The organism is Pseudoselenomonas ruminantium (assembly GCF_900142515.1).
Lineage (GTDB): Bacteria > Bacillota > Negativicutes > Selenomonadales > Selenomonadaceae > Selenomonas_A > Selenomonas_A ruminantium_D.
In genome coordinates this window covers 1-12,945 of sequence record NZ_FRBC01000021.1, presented here as the reverse complement: position 1 = coordinate 12,945, position 12,945 = coordinate 1, and the positions used below count along the sequence as shown (strand labels likewise).

Annotated in this window: 10 protein-coding genes; all 10 read right to left on the bottom strand. The window is 51.8% G+C overall.

What is annotated here, in order from left to right:
- Positions 1 to 99 precede the first annotated feature (99 nt).
- Complete coding sequence (locus BUB68_RS10545) at positions 100 to 570, bottom strand: PgaD family protein (protein ID WP_073091079.1); 471 nt, start codon at positions 568 to 570, stop codon at positions 100 to 102.
- Positions 567 to 1,832 (bottom strand): poly-beta-1,6-N-acetyl-D-glucosamine synthase, encoded by a 1,266-nt coding sequence (gene pgaC, locus BUB68_RS10540; RefSeq protein ID WP_256625883.1) that lies wholly within the window; start codon positions 1,830 to 1,832, stop codon positions 567 to 569. The genes BUB68_RS10545 and pgaC overlap by 4 nt, the downstream gene beginning before the upstream one ends.
- Before the next feature lie 41 nt (positions 1,833 to 1,873).
- A complete protein-coding gene (pgaB, locus tag BUB68_RS10535) occupies positions 1,874 to 3,706 on the bottom strand; it encodes a poly-beta-1,6-N-acetyl-D-glucosamine N-deacetylase PgaB (protein ID WP_073091076.1) in 1,833 nt (610 codons plus the stop codon).
- A gap of 2 nt (positions 3,707 to 3,708) precedes the next feature.
- Entirely contained in the window at positions 3,709 to 5,631 is a 1,923-nt protein-coding gene (locus tag BUB68_RS10530) for a tetratricopeptide repeat protein (protein ID WP_073091074.1), read from the bottom strand.
- 177 nt (positions 5,632 to 5,808) lie between these two features.
- Complete coding sequence (dnaJ, locus tag BUB68_RS10525) at positions 5,809 to 6,975, bottom strand: molecular chaperone DnaJ (RefSeq protein WP_073091072.1); 1,167 nt, start codon at positions 6,973 to 6,975, stop codon at positions 5,809 to 5,811.
- Positions 6,976 to 7,040: 65 nt separating this feature from the next.
- The gene (dnaK, locus tag BUB68_RS10520) at positions 7,041 to 8,897 is read right to left on the bottom strand and encodes a molecular chaperone DnaK (protein WP_073091069.1); all 1,857 of its coding nucleotides are present in this window, start codon (positions 8,895 to 8,897) and stop codon (positions 7,041 to 7,043) included.
- Positions 8,898 to 8,931: 34 nt separating this feature from the next.
- Positions 8,932 to 9,549, bottom strand: coding sequence for a nucleotide exchange factor GrpE (grpE, locus tag BUB68_RS10515; protein ID WP_256625882.1), 618 nt, complete (start codon positions 9,547 to 9,549; stop codon positions 8,932 to 8,934).
- Positions 9,550 to 9,599: 50 nt separating this feature from the next.
- A complete protein-coding gene (hrcA, locus tag BUB68_RS10510; protein ID WP_073091067.1) occupies positions 9,600 to 10,643 on the bottom strand; it encodes a heat-inducible transcriptional repressor HrcA in 1,044 nt (347 codons plus the stop codon).
- A gap of 113 nt (positions 10,644 to 10,756) precedes the next feature.
- Complete coding sequence (locus tag BUB68_RS10505; RefSeq protein WP_073091065.1) at positions 10,757 to 11,413, bottom strand: potassium channel family protein; 657 nt, start codon at positions 11,411 to 11,413, stop codon at positions 10,757 to 10,759.
- 12 nt (positions 11,414 to 11,425) lie between these two features.
- Positions 11,426 to 12,796, bottom strand: coding sequence for a TrkH family potassium uptake protein (locus tag BUB68_RS10500; protein WP_073091063.1), 1,371 nt, complete (start codon positions 12,794 to 12,796; stop codon positions 11,426 to 11,428).
- Positions 12,797 to 12,945 lie beyond the last annotated feature (149 nt).

Here is a 12,945-nt window from a genome sequence, read left to right as displayed (position 1 = left end):
AATTACAAAAGAGCGCTGCCACCTATATCTTTACCATTGACATACAAAAAACCTGCAACCAACAAGGGATATATACAAGGAAAAAGTTTTTTTTGCCGTTCAACGCTTCCGCAGCATACCGATTTCAATGGGAGCTTCCCCCGCAATACAATAGTAATAACGATGGTTCTTGAATTCCACCACGGCCACGCTGCGGATTTCCTGCAGCCGCTCCATATTCTGGGCAGAGATACCATAAAGGCTGCCTAAATCCGCCAGGCTCTGTCTCTTGAACTCCTTGCGCCGGGCTTTCTTGTGGAAGCGGAACCAGTTATAGGATTGCCATACCCCCATAATCAGCACTGCGCCCCCAAGAGACCGGGCCAGTATCCACAATACCCGTATCAGGCTGGGCGTAACATCGACAAACAACTTATGATACAACGTCAATACCAAAAATACCCATAAGGCAATCGTAGCCACGACCGCTATAACTTTTTCCACTATTCTCACCAGCCGATTCTGCTTATCCTTTGCCTCGTAAACTGGCTCTTTCACTGCGTCACGATCCATCCTTGTCTCCTGCTTCAAGCTTTCATCCCCCTATCCGGGCTGACCCATACTGCCGTAGTCGTCATATCCCGCTTCAATGCGACCGGTGTCGCTACCACTGCTGCCAAAGCATTGAAAATCCAATAGACCACAGGGTACCATACCACCCAGAAATAGATGCCCGGCAGCTTCTTATCATAACGTGAGTCCAGCAAGATACTCACCAGGAATTGCAACAGGCATACCATGGAAATCACAGAACCTCTCCAACTGATCAATGGATTCCCCAGATCCGGCAGCATGGCACCATAGCCACTGCCCGTGACATCAAAGAACAGGCGCGCCACCCATAACAGGGCACAGATCACAAAGGCATACGCCCAGAAAATTCCCAGGAAATAATCCAGATACACAGGCCAGATGCGCCGCTCCCGCCATTGCCGCCAAACATCCAGATGAGTGCGGATCACTTCAATGCCGCCCTGCGCCCAGCGCTTCCGCTGCACCCAGATTCCCTTGAGCGTCTCCGGTACCAGCATCCAGCAAACCATATTGGGTTCATAACGCACATCCCAGAACTTGGTCTCCATGCGCCAGGTCATTTCAATATCATCTGTAATCGCCGTATTATCCCAAAGCCCTGCATTGATTATGGCCGTGCGCCGCCAGGCCGCCACCACACCGGATACGGTCATGACCTTGCCGATAATCCGCTGCGTGCGCTTGATAAGACCGATCACGCTGGCATATTCAGCCGTCTGGATCTTGGCCAACAGGCTGGTGCGGTTGCGGACTTTGGGATTCCCCGTAACGGCGCCTACCCGCGGATAATGGTTGAAATGCCATACCGCCCATTCGATGGCATGTTCATCCAACATGGAATCCGCATCCAACGTAACGATTATATCTCCATGGCTCATGGCGAATGCCAGATTCAATCCGTTAGCCTTCCCCAGATTCTTTTCCATGCGCAGCACCTTCAACCCGGGATACTGGCCCATCAGGGATTCCAGAACTCCCTGCGTATTATCCGTGCTGGCATCATTTATCACGATGACTTCCAGATTCTTATAATGGTTGGCAAAAATAGAGTCCACTGCATCGGCAATGTCCCGTTCTTCATTGTGTGCCGGGATAAACACCGATACCAAAGGCATCCGGTCAAGCTTGGGCGGATTCTTGTCCTTCCCTTTCTCCCGCCGCCAGAAAAAATAAATACCGCCGACCATCCAGACCAGACTCATGATAACGGGATAGTAGAAAACAAAATCCGCTAACCACAAAATGAATGTATAAATCAAAGCCTAATTCTTCCTCCCTGAGAATTCCTGTATACGTCCCCTTATCTTTCCCAATGGTAAAATCCCAGCGGATAATACCCCAGATTCTTCATGCCTGCCCGTTGCAAGGTCTTCAACTGCTTGGCAAATACATCGGCATCCAGCCATTTATCTGCCTCCCAGTCAAAGGACTGGATCTTGACAATGGTCTTGTCCGTGCCATTCGCAGCTTTGACTGCCTGTGCTACCTTCCGCAGGTATTCATATGGTTCCTCTTCTTTATCCATGAACGGATAGGCCATGACCACCGTATAATCGTATTTGCGCAGATAATCTGCATAACTTTGTCCCAGCCACGTTTCTGCCCCAGGATAAAGCAACGCACCAGCGTAGATATCCCGCATCACGATGGCATGCGGACGGACTTTCTTGAAAGCCGCCAGCGCATCATCAGCAGCTTTGTCCAAAGCTGCTATCTTCCAACGGGTGATTGCCGGCTGCTGTTTCTTATCCTTGACTGCTGTCAGCAAATCCTGCCCGAACTGCTCCCGGTATGCCGTTTGTGCGGGCTGGGATACATCCTCGTCCTGATTCAGGTACAGATCATCCTGCAACAAGACGCCATCTATCTGCGTGTTGGCCGCCAAGTCGTAGAACAGGCCATTGACCTTTTGCAGATCCTCCACGGCAAAGGGGCTCAAACGATGATACCAGCCCTTTTCCCCCCTGGATTTCACCGCATTGCTGTTATCATCCTTGATGAAATCCTGATAATTCAACACCGGCAGCCAAGCCAGCACGGTGAATCCCTGCTGCTCCAGACGGTTGGCCACATCATTGAAGATATCCGCTTCCACCGGGATTTCACGATTCTTGAAGTACACCTTTTCCACATTGCCATCCCCATCCGGGTCAGCAAAGGCCTGCAGTGCCACTACATTGATATTATTACTCTGCAAGTTGTCCAGCATTGCCTTGACATTGCGTTCATATGCTGCCGAATCATCACTGCAGATATTATCCAGATCCACCTGAGCCATGCGCAGCTTCTTGGTATTCCAGGCATCATGGTCAACGGTCAGGAGTTTCTGCAGTTTAGCCGTCGTCACATCCCGCTCCATGATCATGCGGCGGGCATAGATACGTGCATCTTCCCCCGGCTCATTAACACCACCATCCAACAGGAAAGTGCCCTCCATGCCGGAAGCTATGGCGATATCCACAGCTTCTTTGGTATAGATGCCATACGGCCACACCATAGCCCGGGACTTATGCCCCAGCTTTTCCTGAAAAAGCCGCTGGACTTCATCAATATCATGCTGGATCCGCGCCTGGTATTCTGCATCGCTTTCATACTGGCCATCCGCATAGAGATGGCTGCCTACAACACCATTGCGCCCGCCCTGAGGATTGATTGCCTGCTGTTTATGCATAGCATGGGTATGGGATACCACGGTTACGAGACCACTTGCCTCCATCTCCCGCAGCTCCTCCCACGAGGCCGTATCCCGGACATCATTAGGCTTCTCCTCATGATTCGTCCAGGAACTCACGATAGCCAGCATCCCCGGGATCTGATACTTCTGCAGCAGCGGATAAACCTTGGTGTAAAAGGAACGATAACCATCATCGAATGTAATCATCACGCTCTTTTCCGGCAGAGCAAGTTCCCCCTTGGTATACCGCAGATACTCATCCAGACTTACAAAATGGTACCCCTGTTTCTTCATGTATTTGAGCTGCTGCTCCAACTGCTGATGACTCACCGCAAAATCATCATTCGCGCGGTCAACTTCATGATAGCAGAAGATTGCCACGGCAGCTTCTGCCCGGCCCCAGATCAGCCCGCCCAGACAGAGCAGGCATATGAGCCCCACCATTATTTTTCTGATCATCTTCACCACCCCCAATTATAGCTGATATCCAATGCATAACCATCACGACGGCGAGGATTCTGGCCTGTCCGTCGGTAATACTTTCGATAGGTACCACCCAGTTCCAGACTTTGATTATGCGGAAACTCCTTTTTATATGCCAGGCGCGTATAAGGTGAAAAACCCATACGTTCATCATTGTCCTGGCTCCAGTTGAGATTTGACTGCCACTGCCAGGTCACTCCTTTCTGTGGCAGATTCCATTCCCGTCTGAATCCTGCCGTATATTCCACCCGCCGCTGAGGAGAATCGTAGGACCACATTTCCCGCTTATATTTGCTATGACTATAATTCAACTGCAATCTGTCACTATAATTGTGTTTGATCTGCAAAAGATGAGCAAGGCCTGCGTCATACTCCCGATATTTATTCTGATCCGTCAGATCTGCCCATTGATAGCTTCCCTGCAAAGTGGTCTGAGGCGTCAGCTGATGGAGGACGGATACTTCCTGATAATTTTCGCGGATGCCTTCCCGCACGGTTCCGGCATGATCATGCAGACGGCGGCCCACTTGATAATCCAAATGTGTCACATCGTTAAAATCGTATTCCACCGATAAGGAATAGCCATTTTTGGCTCTGGCGCCATCATAGCGAATCCATTCACCGGCAATCTCACCCCAGACAAATTTCTTGCGCAAACCTGTGGCACTTTCTCCAAAAGCCACGTTGTCATCATCATCCTGCAGCCAGTGACGGGCATATTCCTGACTCAAATAAAAATTCCGGCCCCAATAGCTGTCATAATCAATATTGGCTGTCTGTTCCCGATTCCGCTTATCGTCCAGGCTGCTGCTATATCCGGCTTTCAGATTGTGCAGCTGCAGACGTTCGTATTCTCCCCTTGCCGCCAATGCCAACATATCCTCATTATCCTTGTCGAGCATGTCCTGCAAGCCTCTGCGGCTGTCTGCCAAAAGTTCATTGTGCATCTTATTGACGGCCATCGCTGCCTGGGCCTCATGGGCGATATCTTCATCCTGGCTATGGATAAGCTGCCGCAAGATCTTTGCCGCTTCATGGTAATAACTGCGATTGGCCAGACGCTCATCCCGTTTGAAATTCACGGCATCATTGCCGTAATCCTGTCCCGCCTGCACAAGCTCCTGCGCATATCGCAGCAGCCAATATTCCCGCTCATGCTCCGTAATGCCCAAAGACGCAAACAGTTTTCGAGCCAGCCCAACACGGCCTTCCGCAATGAATGCCGCGCCGTCCCCGGCAATGGCATTATTGTACCGTGGTGACAGGTTTGCCATCTTCTGATAAGCCACTGCTGCCCTGCCAGTTTTCCCCTGCCGCGCCAATGCCAGGGCATAGCCTAATTGTACATAAGGCACATCCTCCATCTTCTCCCGGGATAAGATGTGCGCATAGACTTCAGCGGCCTTGTTATACTTCCTCTGCCGCAGGTATAAATCCCCCATGGACTGCAAACCGTATGTCGGAAAATCCTGCCAGTCCCGCACGTATTCCGTAAATACTTTGACCGCTTCCTTGGGCTGATTCGTCAAACGCAACGCCAAAAGGTAGTCGCTAAGCATATATTTATCTACGCCAGGTTTGATATAGGGACTTAAGATTAGCACCGCACGGCTTGGCTCATTATCATTTATATACATGGCTGCCCGCCGGGCATCCATCTCCCTCACAAACTCGGGATGCCCCGCAGCAAAAGCCGACGCTCGCGCTTCTCGAAACTTATGTTCCGCCAACACATAATCCCTGTGGCGGATGGCTTCCTGCCCTGCCACATTCAATGTCGCAAAATTCTCATCAGCTTCATGTACCTCCTGTTCCAGTGGCGACGCATGTCCCCATGCGCAGACACTTTCCACAAAACAAAAGGCAGCCAGCACACCGCCGGCCTGCCATTTCTTATTCATCCATTCCCATCCTTTCATACATTATTAATATATTAGTTCAAAACTATAGGATGTAATTATAATAACCTAAAAAATACTTTTCAATAGTCTTTTAGTCCTAATTATAGTTTACTAAAACAATTTTCCAATAAAAAAGCAGCAAATGTCTGTTAACATTTACTGCTTTATTGCAAACTTTTATTTTTTAAAGAGATTCTTGATATTGTCTAAGAAACTCTTCTGTTCCGGATTCACCTTGTCGCCGCTGATTTCGCCGAACTCCTTGAGGAGTTCTTTCTGGCGCTGGTTGAGGTTCTGCGGGGTGAGCACCTTGATGACCACATGCTCATCGCCCCGGCCGTTGCCGCGCAGGTGGGGAATTCCACGTTCCCGCAGGCGCAGGATCTTGCCGGACTGAGTGCCCGCCGGCACCTTGATTTCCACAGGGCCATCGATGGTGGGTACCTGTACCTTATCGCCCAGGGCAGCCTGCACAAAGGAAATAGGCACTTCCACAATCACGTCATAGCCTTCACGCTGGAAGATCTTATGCGGACGAATGAAAATGTAAACGTAGAGATCGCCATTGCCACCGCCGCGCACACCGGCTTCACCGCCGCCGCTTACGCGCACGCGGGAGCCATTGTCCACGCCCTTCGGGATATTGACCTTGATCTTCCGGGAGACTTTCTTGCGGCCTGTACCATTACAATTAGAGCAAGGATTCTTGACAATCTTGCCCGTACCATGACAGCGTCCGCAAGTGGTCTGATTGACCATGCGGCCAAAGGGCGTATTGGCCACCGTCTGGCGGGTACCTGTCCCCTGACAGTCCGGACAGGTCTCCGGGCTGGTGCCCGGTGCTGCGCCTGTACCATGGCAGTGGTCGCATTCCTCCGTACGAGGTACGGTAAGTTCTGCTTCCTTGCCGAAGGCTGCCTCTTCAAAGGTAATCTCCAGATCATAGCGCAGGTCACTGCCCCGCTCCGGACCAGGACGGCCGGAACGGCGGCGGCCACCGCCACCGAAGAAGGTCTCGAAGATATCCTCGAAGCCGCCAGCTCCGCCAAAACCACCAAAGCCGCCGCCGAAACCGCCAAAGCCACCGGCTCCGCCGCCACCGCCCATGCCATTGGCAAAGGCATCATGGCCGAACTGGTCATAAGCTGCTTTCTTCTGCGGGTCTTTGAGGACATCATAAGCCTCATTGACTTCTTTGAACTTTTCCTCGGCAGTTTTCGGGTCATCACGGTTCAGGTCGGGATGATATTTGCGGGCCATTTTTTTATACGCCTTTTTGATTTCGGCGTCCGAGGCACTCCTGTCAACGCCCAGCACCTCATAGTAATCGCGTTTTTCGCTCACGTTGCACCATCCTTAAAAACTATTGGGAGCCATACGGCTCCCAATAATCCATCAAAAACCTCTAATTACTTCTTATCGTCTTTGACTTCCGTATATTCAGCGTCAACTACATCATCATCAGCCTTGGCCTGCTGCTGAGCACCTGCACCTGCATCAGCGCCCGGTGCCCCCTGCTGGCCAGCGGCCTGAGCCTGCTGATAAGCGGCAGCGCTCATTTCATAGAGCGGCTTCTGCAGTTCTTCCGTTGCCTTCTTGATGGCTTCGGTGTCGCTGCCCTTGAGGGCTTCTTTCAACTTGTCAATACCAGCCTGTACACTTGCCGCCTGCGTCTTGTCAGCCTTGTCGCCGAGGTCTTTCAGCGTCTTTTCGGCCTGATATGCAAGGCTTTCGCCCTGATTCTTGACCTCAACAGCTTCCTTCTGCTTCTTGTCTTCAGCTGCATGAGCTTCGGCTTCTTTCACCATGCGGTCGATGTCTTCTTTGGTCATGCCGCCATCGGACTGGATGGTGATCTTCTGTTCCTTGCCCGTACCCAGATCTTTTGCGGATACATGCACGATACCGTTGGCATCGATATCGAAGGAAACTTCAATCTTAGGTACACCACGCGGTGCGGGAGGAATATCGGAGAGTTCGAAACGGCCCAGCGTCTTGTTGCCGGCAGCCATTTCACGTTCACCCTGCAGGACATGGATGTCAACGGAGGGCTGGTTATCAGCAGCCGTGGAGAATACCTGGCTCTTGTGCGTCGGAATCGTCGTGTTGCGCTCGATGATCTTCGTGCAGACACCGCCGAGGGTTTCGATACCCAGGGACAGCGGCGTAACGTCGAGGAGCAGTACGTCTTTGACTTCGCCGACCAGAACGCCACCCTGAATAGCAGCACCAACGGATACGCATTCATCCGGGTTAACGCCCTTGGAAGGTTCTTTGGCCAGGAACTGACGGATAGCTTCCTGCACAGCCGGGATACGGGAAGAACCACCGACGAGGATTACCTTGCTGATATCGCTGCCGGACAGGTCAGCATCAGCCATAGCCTTGCGGGTCGGTTCCATCGTGCGTTCTACGAGGTCACGGGTCAGTTCATCGAACTTAGCGCGGGACAGCGTCAGGTCGAGGTGTTTCGGGCCCGTAGCATCAGCCGTGATGAACGGCAGGTTGATGTTGGTCTGCGTCATGCTGGAAAGTTCGATCTTAGCCTTTTCAGCAGCTTCCTTCAGGCGCTGAGCAGCCATCTTGTCCTGAGACAGGTCGATGTTGTTTTCCTTCTTGAATTCGTCAACCATCCAGTCCATAACCTTCTGGTCGAAGTCATCACCACCGAGGTAAGTATCACCATTGGTAGCGAGAACTTCAAACGTACCGCTGGAAAGTTCGAGGATGGATACATCGAACGTACCGCCGCCGAGGTCGAATACGAGAACCGTTTCGTCTTCGTCCTTGTCGAGGCCGTAAGCCAGAGCAGCAGCCGTCGGCTCGTTGATGATACGCAGGACTTCGAGGCCGGCAATCTTACCAGCGTCTTTCGTAGCCTGACGCTGGCTGTCGTTGAAGTAAGCCGGAACCGTGATAACAGCCTGGCTTACAGTTTCGCCGAGATATGCTTCAGCATCAGCCTTGAGCTTCTGCAGAACCATAGCGGAGATTTCCTGCGGCGTGTAATCCTTGCCATCAACGCTGACTTTGTAGTCATTCTCGCCCATATGGCGTTTGATGGAAGCAATCGTGCGGTCCGGATTGGACACAGCCTGACGCTTTGCCAGCTGGCCGACGAGACGCTGACCATCTTTCGTGAAACCAACAACGGACGGGGTGATACGGCTGCCTTCCGGGTTGGTGATAACGGTCGGTTCGCCGCCTTCCATAACGGATACAACAGAGTTCGTCGTACCTAAGTCAATACCAATAACTTTTGACATTTGTATATCCTCCTAAAAAACTTTATTTGCTAAATCAGTTTGCCACAACCTGCACCATGCTGGGACGGATCACACGGCCTTTGACCATATAACCCTTCTGCAGTTCCTGGGCGATGTCATCATCTTCCATATCTGCATTCTGTACCCGCATGACGGCCTGATGGAAGTTCGGATCGAATTTCTGACCCTCTACTTCGATATGTTCCAGACCATTCTTCTTGAGGATTTCCGTGAACTGGGTGAAAATCATTTCCACGCCCTTCTGGAAAGCCTCGCCGTCTTTGGCTTCAGCGGCCATAGCCCGCTCGAAGTTGTCAAGCAGTGGCAGCATATCCTTCAGGATTCCCTGTGTGACCACAGCGGAGAGTTCTTCCTTTTCCTTGCCCGTACGGCGGCGGAAATTCTCAAAATCCGCCTGCAGGCGCAGGACGCGGTCTTCTTTCTCCTTGAGGTCCGCCGTCAGTTTTTCAATCTGAGCGGCATTTTCATCCTGGGGTTCCTGATTGTCTTCATTCTCGCTTTCTGCGCTTTCGCTGGCTGCTTCTTCGGCCTCATCGGCTTCATCAGCATCAGCAGCGTTGATTTCCTGCTGCATTTCCTCCAGCTTTTGCTCATCCTTCTTCTTTAATTCATCTTTCATGAATGATGGCAATTTCTTCACCTCTTTCCAAGGTATTTTATATTTCGCTCCAATACTGGCAGCTACCAGTGAAAGCGTTTGATAACCTGTGTCAGATTATTGTTCATGTACTCCAGCAGGCTCATGGCCTTGGCGTACTCCATGCGGGTGGGCCCCAGCACTGCAATAGTGCCCAGAAGCTCCCCATCCAGATGGTAGGTCGCTGTGATGATACTGCTGTCCTTGAAGTGACTGTCCTCATTCTCCTGGCCAATCGTGACTTCCAAACCGTCACCGATATGCGCCCGGAGAATATCCTTCATAAGTTCTTCTTCCTCCAAAGTCATCAGCATATGCTTGACCTTTTCCACATCATGGTACTCTGGCTGTTCCAGCATCTTCGTGGTACCGCCCAGATAAAGGCGTTCCTGCTTGCCGGTATCCAAGGCCCGCTGAATGATGGCCAGCGCCGATTCATAGAGACTTTCATCCCGGATCTCATCCCGTATCTCTGCCAACGAATGATGTTCGATGGTCTTCAGCGTATGCCCCGCCAGATTCTTGTTGATCACCGCCGCCATGCGCTGGAAGTCTTCAAACACCGCGCCCTCCGGCATTTCGATGATCTTGTTCTCGATAAAGCCTGCATCGGTCATGAGTACCGTGATGACCCGCCGGCTGTCCAGCGGCAAAAACTGCAAGCAGCGGAACTGCGCCTGATTCATCTGCGGCGCCAATACCAACGAAACATTCTTCGTCACGGCCGAGATGAGCCTCGCCGTTTCCTCAAAGACCTGATCAATGCGCTTGACTCTGGTCTTATACCAGCGGTCAATCAATGCTTTCTCTTCATCACTGACCGGCTTGGGCGGAATCAGTCCATCTACATAGAACCGATAGCCCTTGGATGAAGGCACCCGCCCGGAGGATGTATGCAAATGCTGCAGATATCCCAGCATTTCCAAATCCGCCATCTCATTGCGGATGGTGGCAGGGCTGACACCTAGATCGTACTTACGGGCCAATGTGCGGGAACCAACAGGCTCTGCCGATTCGATGTAATCATCAATCACGGCCTTGAGCACACGCTGTTTGCGCTCATCCAGCTCATAGAGCTTATCCGGCATTCACACCCCTCCTCCCGACTCTGTTAGCACTCTGAAATGGTGAGTGCTAAATTTAAGTCTATAAAGATAATACCCCTTATAGAACAAAAAGTCAAGAGATAAAAGTCAAAACATCAAAAATCCCGTTCAAACTCCACAAAGGATGATTCCTTGCCGATGATAAAGAGATTATCCCCTTCTGCAAAGCGATAATCCGGCGAAGGGGTGACAATCATCTCCCCCGCATGGCGGATGGCCACCACCACCAGATTATAATGCCTGCGCAAGTCGGCCTCCACCAGGTTTTTGCCCACCAGACGTCGCGGCGTCGTGACGTTGACAATCTTGATGCTGCCAGCCAGATCGATATAATCCACCGCATTAGGCGATACCAGATGCATGACCATCCTGCGAGCCATATCCCGCTCAGAAAAGATGATTTTCGTAGCGCCCAGACGCCGTGCCATCTCCGCATGGCGCTCGTCAAAGGCATTGACCACGATTTCCGGAACATGACGCTCCTTGCAAAGCATCGCCGCCATCAGGCTGGCTTCCAGATTCTTGGTGGCGATGATCACCGTATCGAAACTGCCGATGCCCGCCTGGTCCATCGCCCGGGCATCCCGCATATCAAAGCTCACCACCTGGGACAGCTTCTCGGTCAGGGACGACACCAGATTCGTGTCCATATCCACTGCCAGCACCTCATAGCCCATATTTTCCAAGGTCAGGGCTGCACTGACACCGAAACGTCCCAACCCCAAAACAGCAAATTGTTTCTTTTTCTGCATATCCATTCCTTCTTAACCCAGCATGATTTCTTCTTCCGGATATTTGATGACCGCAGACTGCTTCTGCTTGATAAAGGACAACATAAAGGACATGATGCCCACTCTGCCGAGCAGCATGGTCAGCGCCAGCAGGCCCTTGCCCCAGTCATTCCAGCTGAGCGTGAGGCCAATGCCCATGCCCACAGTGCCAAAAGCCGACACGGTTTCAAAGATTACTTCCTCCAACTCATGGACTTCCCCGTCCAGCACCGAGAGAAGCATCCCCATAATCACCACCCAGATAGTACCAACTGTAAAGGTCGCAAAAGCCTGATCACGCAAATCCTTGGTGATAGTGCGGCCGAAAACGACCAGTTCACTCTCCCCGCGGAACACCGCCCAGACTGAGCGCATGATCACAAACATGGTCGTGCTCTTGATGCCGCCGCCCGTAGACAACGGCGAGGCGCCTATAAACATCAGGATGATCATGATGAGCTGGGTGATCTGTGTCGCCTTTGCCAAATCAAAAGTATTGAATCCCGCCGTCCGGCAGGACACCGACATGAACGCCGACTGGGCCAGCTGTCCCGCCACAGGCACATCCGCCAGCGTGCCCCCGTTATTGGCTTCCAGCGCCCAGATCAACAGCGTACCGACTGTAAGCAGGACAAGATTGCTGACCAATACGATTTTCGTATGCAGCGAATACTGCCGCCAGCTGCGGCAATGAAGCACATCATATATAACCGTGAAGCCAATACCACCCAAAATGATGGGCAGGCCGATTCCAGCCAGCAGGACAAAATCATCCGCCCGCTTGCACAGGCTGTCATAGTTGCCAAATAAATCGAACCCCGCATTGCAGAAAGCGGACACGGCATGAAAGATTCCATAGCCAATGGCCTCCCAGCCGAATTCGGGATAAAAATGCACCGTCAGCAGCAGGGCAAAGAAGCCCTCCACCATGAACGTATAGAAAATCATCCGGCGAATCAGGGCAAAGAGCCCGGCGCGGCCGCTCTGGCTCAGTGACTCCTGCACGATAATGCTCTGCTTCAACGGGAACCTGTACCCCATAGCATGCGCCACCATGGTAGCCAGCGTCATGATGCCCAGCCCTCCGACCTGAATCAGGAGCAGCAGCACACATTTGCCGAAAAAACTCAAATCGTTCTGCACATCAACCACCGTCAGCCCTGTAACACAGGACGCTGAGGTGGACACAAACAACGCGTCCATAAAGGGCAGCCCCGCATGATTCGTGGTACTGACCGGCAGCATCAACAACACGGTCCCGATGCCAATCATCAACACGAAACTGAGCAGGATTGTCTGGGTGGGTTTCAACCGAAATTTCTGCTGGGCCTTGAACGCTGTGGCCTCCTGCAGATCACTAACCATAACACCACCTCCCGCTCTATTTTAACACAAATTCTCCTGCATCCCCAAAAATACAAAAAAGGAGCTGTGAAATAACACGCCCCCTTATAACAAAGGCGGTTAGCTGACTAAAACCAAGTCAGCTAACCGCCTTTTGTGGTAAAATTTAC

Bases quoted from the DNA above. Each gene is read 5' to 3' on its own strand.
- pgaB (WP_073091076.1), bottom strand. From the start codon at position 3,706: ATGATCAGAAAAATAATGGTGGGGCTCATATGCCTGCTCTGTCTGGGC.
- BUB68_RS10500 (WP_073091063.1), bottom strand. From the start codon at position 12,796: ATGGTTAGTGATCTGCAGGAGGCCACAGCGTTCAAGGCCCAGCAGAAA.
- BUB68_RS10530 (WP_073091074.1), bottom strand. From the start codon at position 5,631: ATGAATAAGAAATGGCAGGCCGGCGGTGTGCTGGCTGCCTTTTGTTTT.
- hrcA (WP_073091067.1), bottom strand. From the start codon at position 10,643: ATGCCGGATAAGCTCTATGAGCTGGATGAGCGCAAACAGCGTGTGCTC.
- dnaK (WP_073091069.1), bottom strand. From the start codon at position 8,897: ATGTCAAAAGTTATTGGTATTGACTTAGGTACGACGAACTCTGTTGTA.
- BUB68_RS10505 (WP_073091065.1), bottom strand. From the start codon at position 11,413: ATGCAGAAAAAGAAACAATTTGCTGTTTTGGGGTTGGGACGTTTCGGT.